The organism is Burkholderia sp. NRF60-BP8 (assembly GCF_001522585.2).
In the GTDB taxonomy this organism is placed as follows: domain Bacteria; phylum Pseudomonadota; class Gammaproteobacteria; order Burkholderiales; family Burkholderiaceae; genus Burkholderia.
Window position 1 is genome coordinate 1139527 of sequence record NZ_CP013373.1, and the last position, 26237, is coordinate 1165763.

Here is a 26237-nt window from a genome sequence, read left to right on the forward strand (position 1 = left end):
ATTGCATGGCCGACCAACCGAATTTCCCGGATTCCTCCTCCCGTCCCGACGACCGTGACCCGGGCTGGGAGCGCGCGGCGCTCGAGCGGATCGCGCTCGCGGCCGTCAAGGAGCAGCGCGCGGCACGGCGCTGGAAGATCTTCTTCCGCTTCGCGTTTCTCGGCGTGTTCGTGCTGCTGGCGTTCGCGCTGATCGATTTCTCGAGCGATTCGAAGTTTTCGTCGAGCGGGCGGCATACGGCGCTCGTGACGATCGACGGCGAAATCGCGGCCGGCGTCAACGCGAACGCCGACGACATCAACACGGCGCTCGACGCCGCGTTCGACGACGACGGCACGGTCGGCGTCGTGCTGCGAATCAACAGCCCGGGCGGCAGCCCGGTGCAGGCCGGGATGGTCTACGACGAGATCCGGCGGTTGCGCGGCAAGTATCCCAACAAGCCGCTGTACGTCGTCGTGACCGACATGTGCGCGTCGGGCGGCTATTACATCGCGTCCGCGGCCGACAAGATCTTCGTCGACAAGGCGAGCATCGTCGGGTCGATCGGCGTGCTGATGGACGGGTTCGGCTTCACCGGGCTGATGGGCAAGCTCGGCGTCGAACGGCGCCTGCATACGTCGGGCGAAAACAAGGGCTTCTACGACCCGTTCTCGCCGGAAACGCCGAAGATGGATGCGCACGCGCAGGCGCTGCTCGATCAGGTGCATGCGCAGTTCATCAAGGCCGTGAAGGACGGCCGCGGCAAGCGGCTGCACGAGACACCCGACATGTTCTCGGGCCTGTTCTGGACCGGCGAGAAGAGCGTCGAGCTCGGGCTCGCCGACGGCTACGGCACGACCGACACGGTCGCGCGCGACGTGCTGAAGGCACCGGATCTGGTCGACTATACGGTGAAGGAAAGCCTGACGAATCGTGTCGCGCGCAAGTTCGGCGCGGCCGTCGGGGGCGCCGCGATGAAGGCGCTGACGGCCGGCGGCGCGTCGGTCAACCTGCGCTGACGGCCGGCGGCCGACGGCGGCAATCGGCGGGCCGCGACGGCCCGTCTTTCACTTTCATCGGTTGCCGACCGGCGAGCGCCGGTCGTGGCATCAATTCGCGAGCAGCAGGAAGATCGCGGGGCGCTTGTGCAGATTCGGCGCAGGCGCCTTTTTCCAATCCGCCACCGTGCGGCTCGCGATCGTCTCGGTCGCAAGGGTCAGATCGGCCGCCACGCAGATCTGCGTCGACGGCGCGCAGGTCGCGACCAGCGTGTCGAGCATCGCGTGATTGCGGTACGGCGTTTCGATGAAGATCTGCGTCTGGCGCGCCTTGCGCGACAGTTGCTCGAGTTCGCGCAGGCGCTTCGCGCGCGCGGCCGCATCGACCGGCAGGTAGCCGTTGAACGCGAAACTCTGGCCGTTCAGGCCCGACGCCATCAGCGCGAGCAGGATCGAACTCGGCCCGACGAGCGGCACGACCTTCACGCCGCGCTCGTGCGCGCGGCGCACCAGCAGCGCGCCGGGGTCGGCGACGGCAGGGCAGCCGGCCTCCGACACGAGTCCGGCGTCCGCGCCGGCCAGCACGGGCGCGAGCAGCCGGTCGACGGCGCCGGCCGGCGTATTCACGTTCAGCTCGCTGATCTCGATTTCCTGGATCGGGCGCGTCGTGCCGATCTTCTTCAGGAACGCGCGGGTCGTTTTCGCGTTTTCGCCGATGTAATAGCCGAGCGTGCCGGCGCGCGCCTGCACGGCCGCGGGCAGCACGGCGGCGAGCATCGATTCGTCGCCTTCGCCGAGCGTGTTGGGGACGAGATAAAGCGTGCCGGCGGTCATGCGCGGTCTCCTCGGGTGATGGCAAACAGCGGGTAGTCGGCGGCGCGCAGCATCCGCGTGAGGGCGATCAGCGGCAGGCCGACGAGCGCGGTCGGGTCGTCCGAGTCGATCGCGTCGAGCAGTGCGATGCCGAGCCCTTCGGACTTCGCGCTGCCGGCCACGTCGTACGGCGTTTCCGCGCGCAGGTAGGCGTCGAGTTCGGCTTCGGGCAGCGAACGGAAGCGCACGTGCGTAACGATGTCCTCGATCTGCGCGTCGTCCGTACGGCTGTCGTACAGGCAGAGCGCGCTATGGAATTCGACTTCGCGGCCCTGCATCGACACGAGCTGCGCGAGCGCGCGCTCATGCGTGCCGGGCTTGCCGATCTGGCGCCCGTCGAAGGTCGCGACCTGGTCCGACCCGATCACGAGCACGCCGTCCGGTGCGTCGATCGTCGCGGCCACGGCGCGCGCCTTCGCGCCGGCGAGACGCAGCGCGGTCGCGGCCGGCGTTTCGCCGGCGCGCGGAGTTTCGTCGAGGTCGGGCGACACGACGTCGAACGGTACGCCGAGGCGCTCGAGGAGCGCGCGGCGGTAGCGGGAACTGGAGGCAAGAATCAGCCGCGGCGGGCGGCAAACGGTATCCGGCATGGTCGGTTGGGTCGATGAGTCGTCAGGTGTGGCGCGGCGTTGCGCGGACGCAAGCTTAAGTGATTGACCGCAAAAGGTAAAACAGGTATGCTTTCCCGCTTTTCGTCGGCAGGCTTCGCTGTGGTGGCGCCTGCCGGGTCTTCGGAAGTAAAGTACGGCATCCCTCGATGAGCCGTACGCGAGCGGTGCCAAGCCGGATCCCGCAAGTCAGCCTGTAGGCAGGAGCGCGCATGAACACTTCTTCTGGCAAACCTGCAGCGGCCCTCGATCCGCATGCGGTCGACCTGTTCGAGTTCGCCCGCAGCGGGCGGCAGGCGGCCGGGGCCGTGCGTCTCTCGCAACTGCCGCGCATGTTAAACGAAGTGCCGACGGACGCGCCGGATCGCGACACGGTCTTCACGTGGCAGGCGGAAGGGTTCACGCAGAAAGAGTTGCAGGACGACGGCGCCGACGGGCAGCAGCCGTATCTGCGCCTCGCGGTGCACGGCCATGCATGGCTCACGTGCCAGCGCTGCATGACGCCGTACGACCAGGCGTTCGACGTCGACATGACGTACCGGATCGTCGCGACCGAAGAAGAAGCCGAGGAATTTCCGCTCGACGACGATGAAGCCGATGTGATCGTGGGCTCGCGCCAGTTCGATCTCGTCGACTTGATCGAAGAGGAATTGCTGCTTTCGTTGCCGCTCGTGCCCAAGCACGAGGTTTGCCCGGCAGTTCACGAAAGCCTCGTGTCGGGCGCGAGCGGTCCCGCGGAAGAGTCGGACGAGGAGTCCGACGAAGCCGGGGACGAAGGCAAACGGCCGAATCCGTTCGCAGCGCTGCAAGCGTTGAAGAAGGACGGTGACGGCACCAAGAAACACTGAGCAGTTGTGGCGCGGGAAGGCGTAGGGCTTTGGGCCAGGGTAGTTAAGCGCCGGATCGGGCTGTGTTAGAATCCGGAAAATTATTTAGGAGTTAGTCATGGCAGTCCAGCAAAACAAGAAGTCGCCGTCGAAGCGCGGCATGCATCGTTCGCACGATTTCCTGACGGCAGCGCCGCTGGCAGTCGAGCCGAGCACGGGTGAAGTGCACCTGCGTCACCACGTCAGCCCGAACGGCTACTATCGCGGCAAGAAAGTCGTCAAGACGAAGAACGACTAAGCGTCAAGTCACGCGTTGCGCGCTACGCTCGCCGTTCGCGTGACAACTGGTTCGCTTGACACTTTCCTGGCTCGACAAAAAGGCGGCATTCAACTGCCGCTTTTTTGTGCCTGAAATTCGTCGCATTCCATGACCGTAAAGCTCACAATCGATTGCATGGGAGGCGACCACGGCCCGTCCGTGACCGTTCCCGCGGCAGTCAAGTTCGTCCGCGCGCATCCCGATGCGCACCTGATGCTCGTCGGCATCGAAAGCGCGATTCGCGCTCAGCTGAAGAAGCTGAAAGCCCTCGACGATCCCGCGTTGACCATCGTGCCCGCCACCGAAGTCGTGGCGATGGACGACCCTGTCGAAGTGGCGCTGCGCAAGAAGAAGGATTCTTCGATGCGCGTCGCGCTCAACCACGTCAAGGAAGGCGCGGCGCAGGCCTGCATTTCCGCCGGCAATACCGGCGCGTTGATGGCCGTTTCCCGTTACGTACTCAAGACGCTGCCCGGCATCGAGCGGCCCGCGATCGCGTTCGCGCTGCCGAACCCGACCGGCTACACGATGATGCTGGACCTCGGCGCGAACGTCGACTGCGAACCGCAGCATCTGCTGCAGTTCGCGGAGATGGGGCACGCGCTGGTGGCCGCGCTCGAAGGCAAGGAGCGCCCGACGATCGGCCTGCTGAACATCGGCGAAGAGGTCATCAAGGGCAACGAGACGATCAAGCGCGCAGGCGAGCTGCTGCGCGCCAGCACGCTCAATTTCCGCGGCAACGTGGAAGGCAACGACATCTACAAGGGCACCGTCGACGTGATTGTCTGCGACGGCTTCGTCGGCAACGTCGCGCTGAAGACGTCCGAAGGGCTCGCGCAGATGCTGTCGGACATCATCCGCGAGGAGTTCGGCCGTTCGCTGATGTCGAAGCTGATGGCGCTGCTCGCGCTGCCCGTGCTGATGCGTTTCAAGAAGCGCGTCGACCACCGCCAGTACAACGGCGCGGCGCTGCTGGGGCTGAAGAGCCTCGTGATCAAGAGCCACGGCTCGGCCGACGCCTACGCGTTTGAGTGGGCGATCAAACGCGGGTATGATGCCGTCAAAAACGGGGTGCTGGAGCGCCTCGCGCGCGCGATGGCGGATAATTCGGCGTCGCTCGGCGACGGCGAGCACGACGCGGGCGGCGCGGGCCATGCAAGCCCGGCCGCAGGCCATCACGCCGAACCTTCCGCTGCGCAATCCTCTAAAGCATAAATGGCCCAATCGACTCTCTATTCCCGCGTGCTCGGCACGGGCAGCTTCCTGCCGCCCGACCGCGTCACGAACCAGCAGTTGACCGATCGTCTTGCGAAGGAAGGCATCGAGACGAGCGATGAATGGATCGTGGCGCGTACGGGCATCCACGCGCGCCATTTCGCCGCACCCGACGTCACGACGAGCGATCTCGCGCTCGAAGCGTCGCGTCGTGCGATCGAAGCGGCCGGTGTCGATCCGCAGTCGATCGACCTGATCATCGTCGCGACTTCGACCCCCGATTTCGTGTTCCCGAGCACCGCGTGCCTGCTGCAGAACAAGCTCGGCATCAAGAACGGCGGCGCGGCATTCGACGTGCAGGCCGTGTGCTCGGGCTTCGCGTACGCGATGGCGACGGCCGACAGTTTCATCCGCAGCGGCCAGCACCGTACGGCGCTCGTGGTCGGCGCGGAGACGTTCTCGCGCATTCTCGACTTCAAGGACCGCACGACCTGCGTGCTGTTCGGCGACGGCGCGGGCGCGGTGATCCTGTCCGCATCGGAAGAGCCGGGCGTGCTGGGCAGCGCGCTGCACGCGGACGGCAGCTACTCGAACATCCTGTGCACGCCGGGCAACGTCAATCGCGGCGTGATCGACGGCAGCGCGTTCCTGCACATGGACGGGCAGGCCGTGTTCAAGCTCGCGGTCAACGTGCTGGAAAAAGTCGCGATCGAAGCGCTCGCGAAGGCGAATCTCGCGCCCGAGCAAATCGACTGGCTGATTCCGCACCAGGCCAACATCCGCATCATGACCAGCACCTGCCGCAAGCTCGGCCTGCCGCAGGAGCGCATGGTCGTGACGGTCGACCAGCACGGCAACACGTCGGCCGCGTCGATCCCGCTGGCGCTCGACGCCGCGGTGCGCGACGGCCGCATCCAGCGCGGTCAGCACGTGCTGATCGAAGGCGTCGGCGGCGGCTTCACCTGGGGCGCGTCGGTCTTCCGCTTCTGATCCGCGGCGCGCGACAAGCCGCGCGCGGATCCCGTCGGCGCGCCGTTCGCGTGCGCCGTCCGAATCGATTCAATTGGGGACGATATGAAATTTGCATTCGTTTTTCCGGGGCAGGGCTCTCAGGCGATCGGCATGCTCAACGCATTCGCCGATCTGGCCGTCGTGCGCGAGACGCTCCAGGAAGCGTCCGATGCGCTCGATCAGGATCTCGGCAAGCTGATCGCCGAAGGTCCGGCCGAAGAGCTGAACCTGACCACCAACACGCAGCCCGTGATGCTGACCGCAGCGTACGCGTGCTACCGCGCGTGGCAGCAGGCGGGCGGCCCGGCGCCGTCGATCGTCGCCGGCCACAGCCTCGGCGAATACACGGCGCTCGTCGCGGCCGGCGCCCTCGCGTTCAAGGACGCGGTGCCGCTCGTGCGTTTTCGCGCGCAGGCGATGCAGACGGCCGTGCCGGTCGGCCAGGGCGGCATGGCCGCGATCCTGGGCCTCGACGACGACACGGTGCGTGCGGTGTGCGCCGAAGCCGCGGAAGCGGGCGTCGTCGAAGCGGTGAACTTCAATGCGCCCGCGCAGGTCGTGATCGCAGGCAGCAAGGCTGCGGTCGAAAAGGCATGCGAAATCGCAAAGGCGAAGGGCGCGAAGCGCGCGCTGCCGCTGCCGGTGTCGGCGCCGTTCCATTCGTCGCTGCTCAAGCCGGCGTCGGATCAGTTGCGCGACTATCTCGCGAGTGTCGACGTGAAGGCGCCGCAGATTCCGGTCGTCAACAACATCGACGTCGCCGTGGTCGGCGATCCGGCCGCGATCAAGGATGCGCTGGTGCGCCAGGCCGCGGGCCCGGTGCGCTGGGTCGAATGCGTGCGGCACATCGCGGGCACGGGCGTCACGCACGTGATCGAATGCGGTCCGGGCAAGGTGCTCGCCGGCCTGACGAAGCGCATCGACGGCAACCTGACGGGGGCGTCGGTGTTCGATCCGGCTTCGCTCGACGAAGCGCTCAAGCTGGTGACCGCCTGACGCGGCGCCTTTTCCCAAGCAACGGATATTCGATTCATGGACAAGACTCTCGATAAACAGGTTGCGATCGTGACCGGCGCGTCGCGCGGCATCGGCCGCTCGATCGCGCTCGAACTCGCGCGTCTGGGCGCGACGGTGATCGGCACGGCGACGAGCGAATCGGGCGCCGCCGCGATCACCGCGGCGTTCGCGGAAGCGGGTGTCGCGGGCCGCGGCGCGGTGCTGAACGTCAACGACGCGGCGGCTGCCGAAGCGCTGATCGATGCGACCGTGAAGGAATTCGGCGCGCTGAACGTGCTCGTCAACAACGCGGGCATCACGCAGGACCAGCTCGCGATGCGGATGAAGGACGAGGACTGGGACGCGGTGATCGACACCAACCTGAAGTCGGTGTTCCGTCTGTCGCGTGCGGTGCTGCGCCCGATGATGAAGGCGCGCGGCGGCCGTATCATCAACATCACGTCGGTGGTCGGCTCGGCCGGCAATCCGGGTCAGGTCAACTATGCGGCCGCGAAGGCCGGCGTCGCGGGCATGACGCGTGCGCTCGCGCGCGAAATCGGCAGCCGCGGCATCACCGTGAACTGCGTGGCGCCGGGCTTCATCGACACCGACATGACGAAGACGCTGCCGGAAGAACAGCAGGCCGCGCTCAAGACCCAGATTCCGCTCGGCCGCCTCGGCAGCCCGGAAGACATCGCCCATGCCGTCGCGTTCCTCGCCTCGCCGCAGGCCGGTTACATCACCGGCACGACGCTGCACGTGAACGGCGGCATGTACATGTCGTAACGGTTTTCGTTTACCATCCGCGCCGTATCCCGTTTTTCAGGCGGATCGGCGCTTGATCGACCATCAAGCCAACGCGCGTTTTGGCGTCAGCAAACCTGATAAAATGCGCGCACTTGTAAATCTGAACTTTCCCTCGGAGGGGTAATGGACAACATCGAACAACGTGTCAAGAAGATCGTCGCTGAACAACTGGGCGTCGCCGAAGCCGAGATCAAGAACGAAGCTTCGTTCGTGAACGACCTGGGCGCCGACTCGCTCGACACGGTCGAACTGGTGATGGCGCTCGAAGACGAGTTCGGCATGGAAATCCCGGACGAAGAAGCAGAGAAGATCACGACCGTTCAGCAAGCGATCGACTACGCTCGCGCAAACGTCAAGGCGTAAGCGCCTTTCGCGCTTGTCCGCCACGTCGCCGCGATCTTCGCGATTGACGCGCCATCCTGCCGGCTTCGCGCCGGACGGACTAACAGCCACAGGGCTCGCAGGGCTGATTCCTGTGGCCACTGTGGCTTTTGTTTTTGTCATCCAATAATGGAAAAGAGGTTACCGTGAGCCGCCGTCGTGTTGTCGTTACAGGCCTGGGGCTGATTTCGCCTGTTGGCAATAATGTTGCCGACGGCTGGGCCAATCTCGTCGCCGGCAAGTCCGGTATTGCCACCGTCACGAAGTTCGATGCGTCGAACCTCGCCTGCCATTTCGCGGGTGAAGTGAAGGGTTTCAGCGCCGAGGAGTACATCCCGGCGAAGGAAGCCCGGAACATGGATACGTTCATCCATTACGGCATCGCCGCCGGCGTCCAGGCTATCCGCGACAGCGGGCTGGAAGTGACCGAAGCCAACGCGGAACGCATCGGCGTACTGGTCGGTTCCGGCATCGGCGGGCTGCCGATGATCGAAGATACGCACCAGACCTACGTCGATCGCGGCGCGCGCCGCATTTCGCCGTTCTTCGTGCCGGGTTCGATCATCAACATGATCTCCGGTCACCTGAGCATCATGTTCGGCCTGAAGGGCCCGAACCTCGCGGCCGTGACGGCCTGCACGACCGGCCTGCACAGCATCGGCCTCGCCGCGCGCCTGATCCAGGCCGGCGACGCGGACGTGATGGTCGCGGGCGGCGCCGAATCGACGGTGTCGCCGCTCGGCATCGGCGGTTTCGCGGCGGCGCGCGCGCTGTCCACCCGCAACGACGATCCCGCTACCGCGTCGCGGCCGTGGGACAAGGACCGCGACGGCTTCGTGCTGGGCGAGGGTTCCGGCGTGATGGTGCTCGAGGAGTACGAGGCGGCGAAGGCGCGCGGCGCGAAGATCTACGCGGAAGTCTCGGGCTTCGGCATGACGGGTGACGCGTACCACATGACCGCGCCGAACATGGACGGCCCGCGCCGCTGCATGGTCGCGGCGCTGCGCGACGCCGGCGTGAACGCCGACGAGGTCCAGTACCTGAATGCGCATGGCACGTCGACGCCGCTGGGCGACAAGAACGAGTCCGACGCGGTGAAGGCGGCCTTCGGCGAGCACGCGTACAAGATGGTGGTCAACTCGACGAAGTCGATGACGGGTCACTTGCTGGGTGGCGCGGGCGGCCTCGAATCGGTGTTCACGGTGCTGGCGCTGCACAACAACGTGTCGCCGCCGACCATCAACATCTTCAACCAGGACCCCGAGTGCGATCTCGATTACTGCGCGAACACCGCGCGTGACATGAAGATCGACGTGGCCGTGAAGAACAACTTCGGCTTCGGCGGGACCAACGGCACGCTGGTGTTCAAGCGCGTCTGAGTCGAATCGCTTGACGAGTCCATTCGATGCTCCGGCCGGGCGTCCGCAGCGCTTCGCGTTGCGGGCCTCGGCCGTGTCGTATCTCGTGCTGGCCGCGTTCGTCGCGTCGGCTGCCGCGTCGGCGTACCTGTTCTGGGCGCCGCGCGCGGGCGCTGCCGCCGGCGCGGGCGTGTCGGCCGCGACGGCGGCACTGCTGGCCGTATGGGCGGCGCGGGCCTGCGCCCGCCGGCTCCCGGCCGAGCTGCGGATCGATGCCTTCGGGGAGATTGCGGCGTTTGGCCGCACCGGGCAGTTGCTGGCCCGCGGCCGCGTGACCGGCCACGCGCACTGGAGCAGCCTGCTGCTGGTGCTGTCGGTCGGGCAGGGCGCGCGGCGGGCCCGGCCGCTGCTGATTCCGGCCGACGCGCTCGATGCCGCATCGTTCAGCGCGCTGTCGGTGCTGGCGAGGACGGCCGGGGCGGCCGGGCGGGCATGACGGCGGCACGGTTACCGGCCGTAACCAGCGTCCGGCGCCGGAACGCTACAATAGCGCTCCGCGTTGCATCCCTAGTTAACGGATTTGTCAGGTGAGTGAAAAAGAAATCGATCAGGCTCTGGTCGAGCGCGTACAGAAGGGCGACAAGGCAGCGTTCGAACTCCTGGTCTCCAAATACCACCGCAAGATCATTCGGCTGATCTCGCGCCTCGTGCGGGATCCCGCCGAGGTCGAGGATGTGGCCCAGGACGCGTTCATCAAGGCGTATCGTGCGCTGCCGCAATTCCGCGGCGAATCGGCGTTCTATACGTGGTTGTACCGGATTGCCGTCAATACGGCGAAGAACTACCTTGCGACGCAAGGCCGCCGGGCGCCGACCTCGACCGAGGCCGATGCGGAGGAAGCGGAAACTTTCTCCGATGCAGACCAACTAAGGGATATCAACACGCCTGAGTCGATGTTGATGAGCAAGCAGATTGCCGAGACGGTCAACGCTGCAATGGCTCTGCTGCCCGAAGAACTGCGCCAGGCAATCACGCTGCGCGAGATCGAGGGCCTGAGCTACGAAGAGATCGCGGAAATGATGGGCTGTCCGATCGGGACGGTCCGGTCGCGGATCTTCCGCGCACGCGAAGCAATCGCTGCCAAATTGCGTCCGCTGCTCGATACGCCCGAAGGCAAGCGCTGGTAAGCGCGACGGGCGGAACGACGCGGGTCGGGGTCTAGTTACGGATAGAGTCGTGAAGTCACGACGGGGTGTGCAAGATGGGGAGCATCATGGGGTCGGTCAATACGCAATCGCAAGCGTGCTCGCGCGGCGAGCGCATTTCCGCGCTGGTCGACGGCGAAATGTTCGACGGCCCGGATCACGGGCAGTTTCTGGCTGAACTCGACCGCGCGGATCGCGCCGTATGGGCCCAGTACCACTTGATCGGCGATGCGCTGCGCTCGGACGAGCTCGCGCTGTCGCCCGCGCTGAGCGTCGCGTTCACCGCGCGCATGTCGGCTGCGCTCGAAAGCGAGCCGCACCTGCTGGCGCCGGCGGCCGCGCCGGTTGCGCGCAAGCTGCTGTCGCTGCGCCGCCGCGTCGTGCCCGCGTTCGCGGTGGCCGCCGCGGCCGCCACGCTGACGTGGATCGTCGTCCCGCAGATGCAGACGGCCGGCGCCCCGGGCGCCGTCCAGGTCGCATCGGTAGGCGCGCCGCAGACCGGCAACCTGCAGCGCGTGACGGTTGCGCAGGCATCGGCCCAGCCGGGCCTGCAGGACGTCAACATCATTCGCGACGCCAGCCTCGACCAATACCTTGAAGCGCACCAGCAATTCGCGCAGCAGCCCGTCGTCACGGGTTCGATGCCGCTGATCCGCGCTGCCGTGACCACCACGCCAGGCCAATAACCCCGATGCGGACATTGCAGTTGAATCACGCCATCTCCGGATGGAAGCGGCTGCCGGCCCTTTTGCTTTGCGCAGCCGCCCTGTTGTCCGTTCAATCCCTTCCCGCCAGCGCCCAGCAACCGGACGATCCCGTCGCGACCCGCAAGGGCGCCGCTGATTGGCTCGACCGCGTCCAGCAGGCGGCGCAGCAGCAGAGCTACGAAGGTACGTTCGTCTACCAGCGAGGCGGGTACGTGCAGTCGTCGCGCATCGCGCACGTCTCGTCCCGCGACGGCGAGTTCGAGCGGATCGAGACGCTCGACGGCAAGCCGCGCAAGCTGCTGCGGCACAACGACGAGCTGTATACGTTCGTGCCCGAACGCAAGCTGTGCGTGGTCGAGCGCCGTCAGACGCGTGACTCGTTCCCCGCGCTGCTCGGCGCGAGCGGCGAGCACGTGATGTCCGTCTACGATGCGAAGTCGCTCGGCAAGGACCGCGTGGCCGGGATCGACGCGCAGGTCGTCGAGCTCGTGCCGAAGGATGCGTATCGTTTCACGTACAAGCTGTGGGCCGATGCGCGCACCGGGCTGTTGCTGCGTTCGCAGACGCTCGACGCGAACGATCACGTGCTCGAACAGATCGCGTTCTCGCAACTGCAGACGGGTGGCGCAAGCGGCGACAAGGCCGCGATTGCAGCCGGCATGCGCAATCTGAGCGGCTGGACGGTCGTGCGCCCGCCGGTCGCAGCGGTCGACATGGAAGCGCAGGGCTGGCAGCTTGCGCCGAGCGTCGCCGGCTTCCAGAAGATTCGTGAAGTGCGCCGGCCGATGGCCGCGCGCGATGCGGGCGATCCGCCGATCCCGGTCGATCAGGCCGTCTTCACCGACGGCCTCGCGACGATCTCGGTTTTCATCGAGCCGGCCGAAAAGAATACGCGCAAGGAAGGCGCGGGCAGCACCGGTGCGACGCACGTTCTCGTGAAGCGCCGCGGCGACTACTGGATCACCGTGCTCGGCGAAGTGCCGCCGGCCACGTTGCAGCAGTTCGCGTCTGCCATAGAATACAAGGCTTCCAAGTAACGCTACGGCTTCCGACATGATGAAACTCACGCTGCGCAAATGGCTCGCGGCGGCGGCGCTGTCTGCCTGCCTGCCGCTCGTGCCGCATACCGCGTTCGCTGTGACGGCTCCCGCTGCCAGCCTGCCCGACTTTGCCGATCTGGTCGAAAAGGTCGGCCCGGCCGTCGTGAACATCCGGACCACCGCCAACGTGCCGACGAGCGGCCCGCGCGGGATGCTCCCGCCCGGCTTCGACAACGGCGACATGTCCGAATTCTTCCGGCGCTTCTTCGGCATTCCGCTGCCGCAGGCGCCCGGTAACGGCGGCAACCCGAAGAACGCGCCGGCGCCGGACAATCCGCCCGACACCGAGCAGAACCGCGGCGTCGGCTCGGGCTTCATCGTGTCGGCCGACGGTTACGTGATGACCAATGCGCACGTCGTCGACGATGCGGACACCATCTACGTGACGCTGACCGACAAGCGCGAATTCAAGGCGAAGCTGATCGGCGTCGACGACCGCACGGACGTCGCGGTCGTCAAGATCCAGGCGTCGAACCTGCCGGTCGTCGCGATCGGCGATTCGAACAAGGTGCGCGTCGGCGAATGGGTCGTCGCGATCGGTTCGCCGTTCGGCCTCGACAACACGGTCACGGCCGGCATCGTCAGCTCGAAGAGCCGCAACACGGGCGACTATCTGCCGTTCATCCAGACCGACGTCGCCGTGAACCCCGGCAACTCGGGCGGCCCGCTGATCAACATGCAGGGCGAGGTGATCGGCATCAACTCGCAGATCTACAGCCGCACCGGCGGTTTCATGGGCATTTCGTTCGCGATTCCGATCGACGAGGCGATGCGCGTGGCCGACCAGCTGAAGGCGACGGGCAAGGTCACGCGCGGCCGCATCGCAGTGGCGATCGGCGAGGTGACGAAGGACGTGGCCGACTCGATCGGGCTGCCGAAGGCCGAAGGCGCGCTCGTCAGCAGCGTCGAGCCGGGCGGCCCCGCCGACAAGGCCGGCATCCAGCCGGGCGACATCATCCTGAAGTTCAACGGCCGTCCGGTCGATGCGGCGTCGGATCTGCCGCGCATGGTCGGCGACACGAAGCCTGGCACGAAGGCGACGGTCAGCGTGTGGCGCAAGGGTCAGGCGCGCGATCTGCCGATCACGATCGCCGAGACGCCGGCCGAGTCGACGGCGAAGGCCGAGCAGCGCAAGAACGCGCCGCAGAAGCCGCGCCAGACCAATTCGCTCGGCCTGACGGTCAGCGACCTGACGGCGGAGCAGATGAAGACGCTGAAGTTGAAGAACGGCGTGCAGATCGACGGCGTCGACGGCCCGGCCGCCCGTGCGGGCCTGCAGCGCGGCGACATCGTGCTGCGGGTGGGCGACACCGACATCACGAGCGCGAAGCAGTTCGCCGACGTGACCGCGCAGCTCGATCCGCAGAAGGCGGTCGCGGTGCTCGTGCGGCGTGGCGACAACACGCAGTTCGTGCCCGTGCGGCCGCGCCAGAAGTAACGCGCCGATGTTCACGCTCTACGGCCGCGGCTGGTGCCACCTGTGCGACGACATGCGCGACGCACTGGCGCCGGTGGCGGCCGAATTCGGCGTCGCGGTCGACTACATCGACATCGACACCGATGCGGCGCTCGTCGCGCGTTACGACGAGGACGTGCCCGTGCTGCTGCTGGACGGCGCGGAAGTGTGCCGCCACCGGTTCGACGACGCGCGGGTGCGTGACGCGCTGGCGTCCCGGCGCTGAGCCGGGTCCGCCGCGAGCCGGCGCCGCTTCGCACGGGGCACGATCCGGCGGTCGGCTCGGCCGGGCTCCCGCGTGGCGGGGCGTCCGAAATCCCGCCCGGCGTAAGCCTTTTCGGCTAAAATAAGCCGTTTTTTCACCGACTTACAAGGCGTGCTCCGCAGTCGTGAGCGCGCCTTTTTCGCTTGATCGGCACTGAATGGATCATATTCGCAATTTCTCGATCATCGCCCACATCGACCATGGCAAGTCGACGCTCGCGGATCGCATCATCCAGGTATGCGGCGGCCTCGCCGACCGTGAAATGGAAGCGCAGGTGCTCGACTCGATGGATATCGAGCGCGAGCGCGGCATCACGATCAAGGCGCAGACTGCCGCGTTGTCCTATCGCGCACGCGACGGCAAGGTCTACAACCTGAACCTGATCGACACGCCGGGGCACGTCGACTTCTCGTACGAGGTCAGCCGTTCGCTGTCCGCGTGCGAGGGCGCGCTGCTGGTCGTCGACGCGAGTCAGGGCGTCGAGGCGCAGACGGTCGCGAACTGCTACACGGCGATCGAGCTCGGCGTCGAGGTCGTGCCCGTGCTGAACAAGATCGACCTGCCGGCCGCGAACCCCGAGAACGCGATCGCGGAGATCGAGGACGTGATCGGCATCGACGCGACCGACGCGACGCACTGCAGCGCGAAGACGGGCCTCGGCGTCGAGGACGTGCTCGAGTCGCTGATCGCGAAGGTGCCTCCGCCGAAGGGCGATCCGGCCGCGCCGCTGCAGGCGCTGATCATCGATTCGTGGTTCGACAACTACGTCGGCGTCGTGATGCTCGTGCGCATCGTCAACGGCACGCTGCGTCCGAAGGACAAGATCAAGATGATGGCGACCGGCGCGCAGTATCCGGTCGAGCACGTCGGCGTGTTCACGCCGAAGTCGCGCAATCTCGAGTCGCTGTCGGCCGGGCAGGTGGGCTTCATCATCGCGGGCATCAAGGAACTGACGGCCGCGAAAGTCGGCGATACCGTCACGCACGCGACCAAGGCCGCTGCCGAGCCGCTGCCGGGCTTCAAGGAAGTGAAGCCGCAGGTGTTCGCGGGGCTGTATCCGGTCGAGGCGAACCAGTACGACGCGCTGCGCGAATCGCTCGAGAAGCTCAAGCTGAACGACGCATCGCTGCAGTACGAGCCGGAAGTGTCGCAGGCGCTCGGTTTCGGGTTCCGTTGCGGCTTCCTCGGGCTGCTGCACATGGAAATCGTGCAGGAGCGGCTCGAGCGCGAGTTCGACATGGATCTCATCACGACCGCGCCGACGGTCGTCTACGAGGTCGTGCAGAGCGACGGCTCGACGATCATGGTCGAGAATCCGGCGAAGATGCCGGAGCCTGGCCGCATCGCCGAAGTGCGCGAGCCGATCGTCACCGTGAACCTGTACATGCCGCAGGATTACGTCGGCTCGGTGATCACGCTGTGCGAGCAGAAGCGCGGCTCGCAGATCAACATGCAGTATCACGGTCGCCAGGTGCAGCTCACGTACGAGATTCCGATGGCCGAGATCGTGCTCGACTTCTTCGATCGCCTGAAGTCGGTATCGCGCGGCTATGCGTCGATGGATTACGAGTTCAAGGAGTACCGTTCGTCGGACGTCGTGAAGGTCGACATGCTGATCAACGGCGACAAGGTCGACGCGCTGTCGATCATCGTGCACCGGTCGCAATCGCAATATCGCGGCCGCGAAGTCGCCGCGAAGATGCGCGAGATCATCCCGCGCCAGATGTACGACGTGGCGATCCAGGCCGCGATCGGCGCGCACATCGTCGCGCGCGAGAACATCAAGGCGCTCCGCAAGAACGTGCTCGCGAAGTGCTATGGCGGCGACATCACGCGCAAGAAGAAGCTGCTCGAGAAGCAGAAAGAAGGTAAGAAACGCATGAAGCAGGTGGGTTCGGTCGAGATCCCGCAGGAGGCGTTCCTCGCGATCTTGCGCGTCGAAGACAAATAACAGGACTGATCCTTTATGAATTTTGCGCTGATTCTTTTTGTGCTCGTCATCGTGACGGGCGTAGCGTGGGTGCTGGACAAGCTGGTGTTCCTGCCGCGGCGTCGCAAGGCGGCCGACTCGGCGATCGAGGAGTTCGATCGCCAGCAGTCGCGCATCGACAAGCGTTTCGCGGACGAAAACGCGGCGCAGACGCGTTCGAAGCTGCGTGACGAAAAGCTGCGCCAGCCGTGGTGGCTCGAGTACACGGCGAGCTTCTTCCCGGTGATCCTGGCCGTGTTCGTCGTGCGTTCGTTCGTCGTCGAGCCGTTCAAGATTCCGTCGGGCTCGATGGTGCCGACGCTGCTCGTCGGCGACTTCATCCTCGTCAACAAGTTCGAGTACGGGCTGCGCCTGCCGGTCACGAACACGAAGATCACGCAGGGCAGCCCGCTGTCGCGCGGCGACGTCGTCGTGTTCCGCTATCCGAAGGACGAGTCGGTCGATTACATCAAGCGCGTGATCGGCCTGCCGGGCGACACGGTCGCGTATCAGGACAAGCAACTCACGATCAACGGCCAGCCGGTGCCCGAAACGCCGCTGCCCGATTTCTTCGACGACGAGCGCCAGAATTACGCGAAGCAGTTCGAGGAAACGATCGGCAACAAGAAGAACGCGATCCTCAACAACCCGGCCGTGCCGCCGTTCGTGATGGGCGCATACGACTATCCGTATCGCGACAACTGCACGTACAACAGCCGCGGCGTGATCTGCAAGGTGCCGCCCGGTCACTACTTCATGATGGGCGACAACCGCGACAACAGCGCGGACAGCCGCTACTGGGGTTTCGTGCCGGACCGGAACATCGTCGGCCGCGCGTTCTTCATCTGGATGAACTTCGGCGACCTGAAGCGCATCGGTTCCTTCAACTGACCGCATTCGATTCGCACGCAATACGCGACGCACGGGCCGCGTCGCGTATTGCCGAACTACTTTAAGAACCGGCGGTAACACCGCCTCGTCACGCCTTTTCGCGTCCGGCCGTGCCGTTTCGGCCCGACCGGGCGCCCGCGTTATACTCCTGCACATGCCCCTATCCCAGTTGGAAAGCCGGCTGCGCTACGAATTTCGCAATGCGGAATTGTTGCGCCAGGCTTTGACCCATCGCAGTCACAGCGCCACGCACAACGAACGGCTCGAGTTTCTCGGCGATTCCGTTCTGAATTGCGCGGTGGCCGCCCTTTTGTTCCAGCGTTTCGGCAAGCTGGACGAAGGTGACCTGTCGCGCGTACGCGCCAACCTCGTCAAACAGCAATCGTTGTACGAAATTGCTCAGGCCCTGAATATCTCGGACGGCCTGCGGCTTGGCGAGGGCGAGCTGCGCAGCGGCGGATTCCGTCGCCCGTCGATCCTCGCGGACGCGTTCGAAGCCATCATCGGGGCCGTATTCCTCGATGGCGGCTTCGAAGCCGCCCAAGGGGTCATCAAGCGGCTCTACATCCCGATTCTCGACCACATCGATCCGCGCACGCTCGGCAAGGACGCGAAGACGCTGCTGCAGGAATACTTGCAGGGGCACAAGATCGCGCTGCCGACCTATACGGTCGTCGCGACGCATGGTGCGGCGCACAATCAGCAGTTCGAGGTCGAGTGCACGGTGCCGAAGCTGGACGTGAAGGTATCGGGTTCCGGCGCGAGCCGGCGTGCGGCCGAGCAGGCCGCCGCGAAGAAGGCGCTCGACGAGGTGATGGCGGCCGCGCCGATGCTGGCCGCGAAGCCGAAGCGCTCGAAAAACGCACGCGGGTCCAAGCATGTCGAACCCGAGATCGTGCCGGGCGTGAAGGGCGTGCAGGAAGCGCTCGACCTGCGCTCGCCGGAACGGAAGGAACGTGCGGCGGCGCGCGAGGCCAGGGCGGCCGGCGCGGCGCCGGCTGCAACCGCTGCGGCTGCTGCAGCAGCTGCAACGACGGGCGAGCCGGCCGTCGCGCCGATGGCGGCGATTCGCGCGGCGCATGTCGAGCCGGCCACGGACAAGGGCGAGCGGGCGGCGAAGCCGGCGACCGACAAGGTTGCCGACAAACCGGCCGAGCGGCCCGACAAGGCCGCGGAAAAACCCGCCGAGGCCGCGTCGCGCGCAGCCGACAAGCCGGCCGGCCACGCAGCCGATTCGGCATCGCCGTCGGCCGACAAGCCTTCCGCGAGTGCCGACGCCGCTGCGCGCACGCCGGCGCGCGCACGCGATGCCGCGACGCCCGACGCCGATGCGCCGCCCGGCGGCGCGAGTCTTGCTGCCGCGCAGGCGCGCGTGGCCGATGCCGGCCACTGAATTGCCCATCGATCGTGCCGCGCGCCGCGCGGCCGTTTCCGAACCTGTCCCCCAAACGATATGAACACTCCCGCTCCTACCGGTTTCCGTTGCGGCATGATCGCGATCGTGGGCCGCCCGAACGTCGGCAAATCGACGTTGATGAACGCACTCGTCGGCCAGAAGATCAGCATCACGTCGCGCAAGGCGCAGACGACCCGTCACCGCATCACCGGCATCAACACGTTCGACGACGCGCAATTCGTGTTCGTCGACACGCCCGGCTTCCAGACCCGTCACAGCACCGCGCTGAACCGTTCGCTGAACCGCGCGGTCACGTCGACGCTGACGTCGGTCGACGTGATCCTGTTCGTGATCGAGGCCGGCCGCTTCGGGCCCGACGACCAGAAGGTGCTCGACCTGATCCCGCCCGGCATGCCGACGCTGTTGATCGCGAACAAGATCGACCGCGTGAACGACAAGGCGTCGCTGTTCCCGTTCATGCAGAAAGTGAGCGAACTGCGCGAATTCACCGAGCTCGTGCCGCTGTCGGCGCAGCGGCCGGAAGACATCAAGCGCCTGCTGGACACGATCAAGCCGTACCTGCCGGAAGGCGAGCCGATCTACGGCGAGGACGAACTGACCGACCGCAGCTCGCGCTTTCTCGCGGCCGAAATCCTGCGCGAGAAGGTATTCCGCTGGACCGGCGACGAACTGCCGTACACGAGCACCGTACTGATCGACAAGTTCGAGGAGGAGGGCCGCCTGAAGCGCATCTTCGCGACGATCCTCGTCGAGCGCGATTCGCACAAGGCGATGGTGATCGGCAAGAAGGGCGAGAAGCTCAAGCAGATCAGCACCGAGGCGCGGATGGACATGGAGAAGCTGTTCGACGGCCCCGTCTACCTCGAAACCTTCGTGAAGGTGAAGAGCGGCTGGGCCGACAACGAGGCGGGGCTGCGTGCCTATGGGTACGAATGACGCGCTGACGTCGACCGAAGACGCGGTAGCCGCCGGCGCGAACGACGCGCCGCTGCCGGCACCGCCCGAACCGCCGCGCAAGGTGCGGCGCGCGGCGTCTCGCACGTCCGATTTCCGCGTGACCGAGCAGCCGGCGTACGTGCTGCACAGCTATCCGTATCGGGAAACGAGCCTGATCGTCGACGTGCTGACGCGCGACCACGGCCGGCTCGCGCTCGTCGCAAAGGGCGCGAAACGCCCGCACTCGGCGTTGCGCGGCGTATTGCAGACCTTCCAGCCGCTGCTGCTGTCGTGGTCCGGCAAATCCGAGGTGCGCACGCTGACGGGCGCCGAGTGGGTCGGCGGGATGCTGCCGCTAAGCGGCGACGGGCTGTTGTGCGGTTTCTACGCGAACGAGCTGCTCGTGAAATTCTGCGCGCGCGAGGATCCCCAGCCGCCGCTGTTCAATCATTACGTGCTGACCCTCACGCGCCTCGCGCACGGCGAGCCCGCGGTGCAGGTGCTGCGCTCGTTCGAGCGTGTGCTGCTGCGCGAGACCGGGTATGCGATGGCGCTGAATCGCACGGTCGCGCGCCGCGCGGTCGAGCCCGAGCGCCGCTACGTGTTCGATCCCGAGCGCGGCGTGCGCAATGCGGACGACGACGTGCCGTCGCACTGGCCGGTCATCACCGGACAGACGTTGCTCGACATGGAGCAGGACGATTACCATCGAGCCCAGACGGTTGCGCAGAGCAAGACGCTGATGCGCTTCCTGCTGAACACCTATCTCGGCGGCACGCCGCTCGCCACGCGTCAGATCCTGATCGACCTGCAAAACCTATGAGCTTCTTCCTGACAACGCCCACCGCCATCGACCTCGGCGTGAACATCGACCACGTCGCGACGCTGCGCAATGCGCGCGGCACGCGCTATCCCGATCCGATCCGCGCGGCGCTCGCCGCCGAAGAGGCGGGCGCGGACGCGATCACGCTGCACCTGCGCGAGGATCGTCGTCACATCGTCGACGCCGACGTGCGCGAGCTGCGCCCGCTGCTGAAGACGCGCATGAACCTCGAATGCGCGGTGACGGCCGAGATGCTCGACATCGCGTGCGAAGTGCGTCCGCACGATGCGTGCCTCGTACCGGAGAAGCGCGCGGAACTGACGACCGAAGGCGGTCTCGATGTCGCCGGCCACTTCGAGGCCGTGCGCGCGGCGTGCAAGCAACTCGCCGACGTCGGCGTGCGCGTGTCGCTGTTCATCGACCCGGACGACACGCAGATCCGCGCCGCGCACGAAGCGGGCGCGCCGGTGATCGAGCTGCATACGGGCCGCTACGCCGAAGCGCACGACCAGGCGGAGCAGCAGCGCGAATACGAGCGTATCGTCGCGGGCGTGCAGGCCGGCGCGCAGCTCGGACTGAAGGTCAATGCGGGCCACGGGCTGCACTACACGAACGTGCAGCAGATTGCCGCGATCGACGGCATCGTCGAGTTGAACATCGGTCACGCGATCGTCGCGCACGCGATCTTCGCGGGCTGGGACAACGCGGTGCGCGAGATGAAGGCGATCATGGTCGCCGCACGCGTCGCCGCGCTGCACGGCGGCGCGCGCTGAGATGCGAGGCCGCCGCGCCCCGCACGCCGTTTGCGACACGCTTGACCCGGCCGCGCCGGGCTGCCCCGGCGGAGACTGACATGGCGATCTACGGCATCGGTACCGACATCGCGCAGGTGAGCCGCGTCGCAGCCGTGCTCGAACGCACGGGCGGCCGGTTTGCCGAGAAGGTGCTCGGCCCCGACGAGCTGCGCGTGTTCCACGCGCGGCGCGCCCGCTCCGAGGCGCGCGGCATCGCGTTTCTCGCGACGCGCTTCTCCGCGAAGGAAGCGTTTTCGAAGGCAATCGGACTCGGCATGCATTGGCCGATGACGTGGCGCGCACTGCAGACGCTCAACCATCCAAGCGGCGAGCCGTACGTGGTCGCTTCAGGCGAGCTGGCCGACTGGCTGGCCGCTCGCGGCATCACGGCGCGCGTGACGGTCAGCGACGAACGCGACTACGCGGTGTCGTTCGTGATCGCCGAAACGGACGCCGCGCCTGCCCCCGGACCTGTTTCCCGAACCCCCTCCTGACGGAATTCCCGATTCGATGAAAACGACTCCCGGCCCGGTCATGCTCGACGTCGTCGGCACGACCTTGTCGCGCGACGATGCGCGGCGCCTCGCGCATCCGAATACCGGCGGCGTGATCCTGTTCGCGCGGCACTTCCAGAATCGTGCGCAACTGACCGCGCTGACCGATTCGATTCGCGCGGTGCGCGAAGACATCCTGATCGCCGTCGATCACGAAGGCGGGCGCGTGCAGCGGTTCCGCACCGACGGCTTCACGGTGCTGCCCGCGATGCGCCGCCTCGGCGAACTGTGGGATCGCGACGTACTGCTCGCGACGAAGGTCGCGACCGCCGTCGGCTACATCCTGGCTGCCGAATTGCGTGCGTGCGGGATCGACATGAGCTTCACGCCGGTGCTCGATCTCGACTACGGGCACTCGAAGGTGATCGGCGATCGTGCGTTCCATCGCGATCCGCGCGTCGTCACGCTGCTCGCGAAGAGCCTGAACCACGGGCTGTCGCTCGCCGGCATGGCGAACTGCGGCAAGCATTTCCCCGGGCATGGCTTCGCGGAAGCCGATTCGCACGTCGCGCTGCCGACCGACGACCGCACGCTCGATGCGATCCTCGAGCAGGACGTCGCGCCGTACGACTGGCTCGGGCTGTCGCTGTCGGCGGTGATTCCGGCGCATGTGATCTACACGCAGGTCGACAAGCGGCCGGCCGGGTTTTCGCGCGTATGGTTGCAGGACATCCTGCGCGGAAAGCTCGGCTTCACGGGCGCGATCTTCAGCGACGACCTGTCGATGGAGGCGGCGCGCGAAGGCGGCACGCTCACGCAGGCAGCCGACGCCGCGCTCGCCGCCGGTTGCGACATGGTGCTCGTCTGCAACCAGCCGGACGCGGCCGAAGTCGTGCTGAACGGATTGAAGGCGCGGGCCTCGGCCGAGTCGGTGCGGCGCATCAAGCGGATGCGTGCGCGCGGCAAGGCGCTCAAGTGGGAGAAGCTGGTCGCGCAGCCCGAGTATCTGCAGGCGCAGGCGCTGTTGAGCAGCGCGCTGGCGTAAGCGGGCACGGATGGCGCGCGTCGCGCCGTTTGGGTCGCCTCAAACAGAAAGCCGCGCAATAGCGCGGCTTTGTTTATGGGTCGAGACCGCCCGATCGGGGCAGTCGCCGGGATGAGCCTGGACGCAACTAACGGTCTGATCCCATCAGCGCCCGCATTCAGGGCGGCCCGCTCAGTTCACCTTCATCCGCTGCAGCTTGTTGTACAGCGTCTTCGGGCTGATGCCGAGCAGCGTAGCCGCGCGGTGGCGCGTACCGCCGACCGCGTCAAGCGTCGCGCGGATCAGCAGATCCTCGACGTCGGACAGCGGCGTGCCGACCTTGATCTGCACACTGCTGCCGTTCAGTGCGGCGCCGGCGGAGAAACTGGCTTCGCCCGCGCGCAGCGTCTCGATGAAGTCGCCCGACGCGTCGTACGCGAAGCGCACGCGTTCCTGCAGCTCGCGCACGTTACCCGGCCATTCGTAGGACAGGCATTCGCGCACGAAGCCCGGCGCCGCCCGCTTGTCGGTCGTGCTGCGGCCGGTTGCGCGCGCTTCGCGGTTCAGTTCGTCGATCTGCGCGTCCGCGATCGCGAGCGCGTCGCCGTCGCGCTCGCGCAGCGGCGGCATCGTGATCGACGCCGCGTCGAGGCGCAGCCACAGATCCTCGCGCAGCGTGCCGTTCGCCACCGCTTCGCGCGCCGGGCGGCGCGTGGCCGCGATCAGCCGGAAATCGCTGGTGATCGGGCTCGTGCCGCCGATCCGCATGAAGTTCTGCGAATCGAGCGCGTGCAGCAGCGCTTCCTGCAGCACGAGCGGCAGCGCGGTGATTTCGTCGAGGAATAGCGTGCCGCCGCCGGCCTGCTCGAACAGGCCCGATTCGCGGCGCTCGGCGCCGTCGAACGCACCGCGTTCATGGCCGAACAGCACGCTGTCGAGCGACGCGCCGTGCCGGCCGGCCTGCGCGAGCATGCGGCAGTCGAACGACACGAACGGCCCTTTGCGGCGCCGGCTCAGTTCGTGCAGCGTGCGCGCCGCCAGTTTCTTGCCGGTGCCGGCTTCGCCCGAGAACAGCACGGCTGTTTCGGTGCGGGCGTTGTGCTCGATCATGTCGTACACGTGCTGCATCGCGTCGCTGCGGCCCACCAGCGCGCCGAAGCGGCCGAGCTGGCGCAGCGACGCACGCAGCGACTGCACTTCGTCGATCAGTTCGTACGGGCGCGGGATCCGCGCGAGCAGGCTGCGCAGGCGCGGAATGTTGATCGGCTTCAGCAGGTAGTCCCAGATGCCGTGGCGCAGGCCCTCGATGGCGCTCTCGACCGTCGCGTTGCCCGTCAGCACGATCACCGGCAGCGAGCCGTTCGGCTGTTGCTGCGGCAAATGCTGGAGCAGGTCGAACCCGCTGCCGTCCGGCAGGTTCAGGTCGACGAGCACGACATCGGGAATCGAGCGGCCGAGCGCCGTGCGCGCTTCGGCGAGCGACGTGGCCGTGTCGACCGAGAAGCCGTCTGCGGCGAGCAGTGCGGTGAGGCCTGACAGGCTGTTGGGATCGTCTTCGACAATCAGGGCGTGTGGCATGGTGGACGCGAGTCGAGTCAAGAGAGGCGGGCTGTCGGCCAGCGGGCCGCAGCCGCATGTCGGATTAAAGATTGATTTTATGCCCCGCCGAACGCGTCACGCGCATTATTTCTCCGGCGCTATAAAACAGTTACCGATGATACAAATTGAATATCTTTACCGGTGGCTTTTGTGCTCTTTATGGCTCTCGCTCGTGGTAGCTGTTGGCGCCAGACAAACAAAAAGCGCCCCGAAGGGCGCTTTGTTCGATGCGGGTATCGCCGACGATTACGCGCGGCTGCGGTATTCGTTCGTGCGCGTATCGATTTCGATCTTGTCGCCGGTGTTGCAGAACAGCGGCACTTGCAGTTCGAAGCCGGTTGCCAGCTTCGCGTTCTTCAGCACCTTGCCCGACGACGTGTCGCCCTTGACGGCCGGTTCCGTGTAGGTGATTTCGCGAACGAGGATCGTCGGCAGTTCGACCGAGATCGCCTTCTCGTTGTAGAACACGACTTCGCAAGCCATGCCGTCTTCGAGGTAGTTCAGCGCTTCGCCCATCATTTCCGCTTCGACTTCGTACTGGTTGTAGTCGGCGTCCATGAACACATACATCGGGTCGGCGAAGTACGAGTACGTCACTTCCTTGCGATCGAGCACGACGACGTCGAACTTGTCGTCGGCCTTGTAGACCGATTCCTGGCCTGCGTTCGTCAGCAGGTTCTTCATCTTCATCTTGACGACGGCGGCGTTACGGCCCGACTTGTTGTATTCCGTCTTGGCGATGACCCATGCGTCGCTGCCGATCTGCACGACGTTGCCTACGCGGAGTTCCTGTGCGGTCTTCATAAAAAACTGTCCTGATCCAATCGAATAAATAGGTGCCTGAGCGTTGCACAACGGGTGAGGCGCCAAGCAGATGCGTTCCGGTGGGCCCCCAAAGCTCAAACGCGAGCGCTTGCATGGTCAGCCGTCGGATAACCGCTTATTTTAACTGAGATTTTGCGTATTCCGCCAGCTTTCCGGCGAGATCGCCGACGGCCGCGAGCGCCTCGGCCCAGCGGGCTGCATTGGCCTCCAGTGCGGCGCGGTGCTGCCATAAATCGGCCCAGTCGGGTGTGCCGGCGCCGTTCCAGGCATGCCAGAACCGCTCGAGCGCCGCGTGCGGCGCATCGGCGAGACCGGCCGACAGGTGCGCGAGCGCGGCGTCGAGCTTCGGCAGGTGCACGTCGTCGGCCTGCGGGTAGATGTGCCACGCAAACGGCTTGCGCGCCCACTGTGCGCGGACGAACGAATCCTCGCCGCGCACGAAATTGAAATCGGCGACCCACAGCAGCGGGTCGTAGTCGGCCTGCGGAACGAACGCGAGACCGTGAGCGGTCAGGTTGCCGCTGCGCGCCCGTGCGCCCGCCGCGAACGATTCGACCCCGAAAAAGCGCGCGACGGCGGGCGACAGACGTCCGACCGGCACGAGCGCGACGACCGGCGACGGGCCGTCGCGCCATTGCGCGAGCAGCGCGTCGACGGCCGGGTTTTCGTAGGCGAACAGGCTGACGACCGTCGTGCCGGGCGCCGGCGGCGCGGCGCCGGTCGCGCGCTGCCACCACGCGGCGCGCGCGGCCGGATCGGTGTCGAAGGCCGTGCGGCGCGCGTCGAGGTCGTGCTCCTTCGGCACGCCGCCCGTGCCGGCCGACAAGCCCGGGAAGAAGAACGTCTTCAGCAGCGGGTAGCGCGGATGCGGCGACGGCCGCAAGTGGAAATCGGCGACCCAGTCCTCGGCGCTCAGGTATTCGAGGTTGATCCACACGGGGCGCCGCGCGCGCCGCGCCATCGCCGCGAGATACGCGCCGGGCAACTCGCACGCGAACGCCTCGATTATGACGTCGGCGATGTCCAGCGCGTCGCCGACTTCCGCATGCCAGTGCTCGATCACGATCGTGTCGACCGTCTGCCGCGTCGCGTCGGGATCGACCTGCGGCAGCAGGCGTGCGAACGTGTGCAGGTCGTCGACGAACAGGCGAACCTGCCAGCCGTGCTCGTGCGCGAGCTGGCGCGCGACGCGCCAGCACACGCCGATGTCGCCGAAATTGTCGATCACCGTGCAGAAGAGGTCGCAGGCGATCGGTTCGCCCGGCGCGAGCGGCACGGCGGAGAGGGGGGCAGCGGGGGAGCGTGGCATCGAAGCGGGCCGGTGAATGCTCTAAACTGGCGATTCTAATAGACCCGTTCC

General features: G+C 66.4%; 28 protein-coding genes. 23 read left to right on the forward strand and 5 right to left on the reverse strand.

Translation table 11 applies throughout. The annotated features are described in order from the left end of the window. The first annotated feature begins 5 nt into the window (after positions 1–5). Positions 6–998 (forward strand): S49 family peptidase, encoded by a 993-nt coding sequence (locus WS54_RS18640; RefSeq protein WP_059779750.1) that lies wholly within the window; start codon positions 6–8, stop codon positions 996–998. 90 nt (positions 999–1088) lie between these two features. Here the strand turns inward: WS54_RS18640 and WS54_RS18645 are convergent, their stop codons facing one another. Both WS54_RS18645 and WS54_RS18650 read right to left on the reverse strand, forming a co-directional pair. Further along, positions 1089–1811, reverse strand: a complete 723-nt coding sequence (locus WS54_RS18645; protein ID WP_059501598.1) for an SAM-dependent methyltransferase — start codon at positions 1809–1811, stop codon at positions 1089–1091. Continuing rightward, positions 1808–2440, reverse strand: a complete 633-nt coding sequence (locus tag WS54_RS18650) for a Maf-like protein (RefSeq protein WP_059779751.1) — start codon at positions 2438–2440, stop codon at positions 1808–1810. The genes WS54_RS18645 and WS54_RS18650 overlap by 4 nt, the downstream gene beginning before the upstream one ends. Before the next feature lie 230 nt (positions 2441–2670). Here WS54_RS18650 and WS54_RS18655 point away from each other — a divergent pair, with 230 nt between their 5' ends. The 22 genes from WS54_RS18655 (at position 2671) to nagZ (ending at position 22474) form a co-directional block, all read left to right on the forward strand. Continuing rightward, positions 2671–3306: a YceD family protein gene (locus tag WS54_RS18655; RefSeq protein ID WP_034206769.1), complete on the forward strand. Its 636-nt coding sequence runs from the start codon at positions 2671–2673 to the stop codon at positions 3304–3306. A gap of 97 nt (positions 3307–3403) precedes the next feature. Further along, positions 3404–3583, forward strand: coding sequence for a 50S ribosomal protein L32 (gene rpmF / locus WS54_RS18660; RefSeq protein WP_006051932.1), 180 nt, complete (start codon positions 3404–3406; stop codon positions 3581–3583). Between the two features lie 129 nt (positions 3584–3712). Next, entirely contained in the window at positions 3713–4819 is a 1107-nt protein-coding gene (gene plsX, locus WS54_RS18665; RefSeq protein WP_034206770.1) for a phosphate acyltransferase PlsX, read from the forward strand. After that, complete coding sequence (locus WS54_RS18670; RefSeq protein ID WP_034206771.1) at positions 4820–5809, forward strand: beta-ketoacyl-ACP synthase III; 990 nt, start codon at positions 4820–4822, stop codon at positions 5807–5809. It abuts the gene before it with no gap. A gap of 84 nt (positions 5810–5893) precedes the next feature. After that, positions 5894–6826 carry an ACP S-malonyltransferase gene (gene fabD / locus WS54_RS18675; protein WP_059779752.1) on the forward strand — a complete coding sequence of 311 codons (933 nt, stop codon included), beginning with the start codon at positions 5894–5896 and terminating at the stop codon, positions 6824–6826. Positions 6827–6862: 36 nt separating this feature from the next. Beyond that, the gene (fabG, locus tag WS54_RS18680) at positions 6863–7612 is read left to right on the forward strand and encodes a 3-oxoacyl-ACP reductase FabG (RefSeq protein ID WP_034206773.1); all 750 of its coding nucleotides are present in this window, start codon (positions 6863–6865) and stop codon (positions 7610–7612) included. A 144-nt stretch (positions 7613–7756) separates the two neighbouring features. Beyond that, positions 7757–7996: an acyl carrier protein gene (acpP, locus tag WS54_RS18685; RefSeq protein ID WP_004197638.1), complete on the forward strand. Its 240-nt coding sequence runs from the start codon at positions 7757–7759 to the stop codon at positions 7994–7996. Positions 7997–8160: 164 nt separating this feature from the next. Next, complete coding sequence (gene fabF / locus WS54_RS18690) at positions 8161–9393, forward strand: beta-ketoacyl-ACP synthase II (RefSeq protein WP_034206774.1); 1233 nt, start codon at positions 8161–8163, stop codon at positions 9391–9393. Between the two features lie 10 nt (positions 9394–9403). After that, a complete protein-coding gene (locus WS54_RS18695; RefSeq protein WP_059779753.1) occupies positions 9404–9868 on the forward strand; it encodes a protein YgfX in 465 nt (154 codons plus the stop codon). Positions 9869–9959: 91 nt separating this feature from the next. Then, positions 9960–10559 carry an RNA polymerase sigma factor RpoE gene (rpoE, locus tag WS54_RS18700; protein ID WP_006490873.1) on the forward strand — a complete coding sequence of 200 codons (600 nt, stop codon included), beginning with the start codon at positions 9960–9962 and terminating at the stop codon, positions 10557–10559. 86 nt (positions 10560–10645) lie between these two features. Next, complete coding sequence (locus tag WS54_RS18705; protein ID WP_034206776.1) at positions 10646–11263, forward strand: sigma-E factor negative regulatory protein; 618 nt, start codon at positions 10646–10648, stop codon at positions 11261–11263. 5 nt (positions 11264–11268) lie between these two features. Beyond that, the gene (locus WS54_RS18710) at positions 11269–12321 is read left to right on the forward strand and encodes a MucB/RseB C-terminal domain-containing protein (protein WP_011544940.1); all 1053 of its coding nucleotides are present in this window, start codon (positions 11269–11271) and stop codon (positions 12319–12321) included. 16 nt (positions 12322–12337) lie between these two features. Beyond that, positions 12338–13822: a DegQ family serine endoprotease gene (locus WS54_RS18715; protein ID WP_059779754.1), complete on the forward strand. Its 1485-nt coding sequence runs from the start codon at positions 12338–12340 to the stop codon at positions 13820–13822. 7 nt (positions 13823–13829) lie between these two features. Further along, positions 13830–14066 carry a glutaredoxin family protein gene (locus tag WS54_RS18720; RefSeq protein ID WP_011544941.1) on the forward strand — a complete coding sequence of 79 codons (237 nt, stop codon included), beginning with the start codon at positions 13830–13832 and terminating at the stop codon, positions 14064–14066. A gap of 196 nt (positions 14067–14262) precedes the next feature. Next, on the forward strand, positions 14263–16056 hold the full coding sequence (gene lepA / locus WS54_RS18725) for a translation elongation factor 4 (RefSeq protein WP_034206779.1): 1794 nt from the start codon (positions 14263–14265) through the stop codon (positions 16054–16056). Positions 16057–16071: 15 nt separating this feature from the next. Further along, on the forward strand, positions 16072–16965 hold the full coding sequence (gene lepB, locus WS54_RS18730; protein WP_034206780.1) for a signal peptidase I: 894 nt from the start codon (positions 16072–16074) through the stop codon (positions 16963–16965). A gap of 154 nt (positions 16966–17119) precedes the next feature. Then, positions 17120–18358 (forward strand): ribonuclease III, encoded by a 1239-nt coding sequence (gene rnc / locus WS54_RS18735; protein ID WP_059779756.1) that lies wholly within the window; start codon positions 17120–17122, stop codon positions 18356–18358. Positions 18359–18418: 60 nt separating this feature from the next. Next, the gene (gene era / locus WS54_RS18740; RefSeq protein WP_034206782.1) at positions 18419–19318 is read left to right on the forward strand and encodes a GTPase Era; all 900 of its coding nucleotides are present in this window, start codon (positions 18419–18421) and stop codon (positions 19316–19318) included. Then, complete coding sequence (gene recO / locus WS54_RS18745; RefSeq protein ID WP_059779757.1) at positions 19305–20141, forward strand: DNA repair protein RecO; 837 nt, start codon at positions 19305–19307, stop codon at positions 20139–20141. The genes era and recO overlap by 14 nt, the downstream gene beginning before the upstream one ends. Next, complete coding sequence (pdxJ, locus tag WS54_RS18750) at positions 20138–20914, forward strand: pyridoxine 5'-phosphate synthase (RefSeq protein WP_034206784.1); 777 nt, start codon at positions 20138–20140, stop codon at positions 20912–20914. The genes recO and pdxJ overlap by 4 nt, the downstream gene beginning before the upstream one ends. A gap of 80 nt (positions 20915–20994) precedes the next feature. After that, positions 20995–21429, forward strand: coding sequence for a holo-ACP synthase (gene acpS, locus WS54_RS18755; RefSeq protein ID WP_034206785.1), 435 nt, complete (start codon positions 20995–20997; stop codon positions 21427–21429). Positions 21430–21445: 16 nt separating this feature from the next. Further along, positions 21446–22474, forward strand: coding sequence for a beta-N-acetylhexosaminidase (gene nagZ / locus WS54_RS18760; RefSeq protein ID WP_059779758.1), 1029 nt, complete (start codon positions 21446–21448; stop codon positions 22472–22474). 171 nt (positions 22475–22645) lie between these two features. Here nagZ and WS54_RS18765 read toward each other — a convergent pair whose 3' ends face one another. From WS54_RS18765 to earP, 3 genes are all read right to left on the reverse strand, one after another. After that, positions 22646–24031: a sigma-54-dependent transcriptional regulator gene (locus WS54_RS18765; RefSeq protein ID WP_034206787.1), complete on the reverse strand. Its 1386-nt coding sequence runs from the start codon at positions 24029–24031 to the stop codon at positions 22646–22648. Positions 24032–24298: 267 nt separating this feature from the next. Next, positions 24299–24856, reverse strand: a complete 558-nt coding sequence (efp, locus tag WS54_RS18770; RefSeq protein ID WP_034206788.1) for an elongation factor P — start codon at positions 24854–24856, stop codon at positions 24299–24301. A 136-nt stretch (positions 24857–24992) separates the two neighbouring features. Beyond that, positions 24993–26186, reverse strand: coding sequence for an elongation factor P maturation arginine rhamnosyltransferase EarP (earP, locus tag WS54_RS18775; RefSeq protein WP_059779759.1), 1194 nt, complete (start codon positions 26184–26186; stop codon positions 24993–24995). Between the last annotated feature and the right edge of the window lie 51 nt (positions 26187–26237).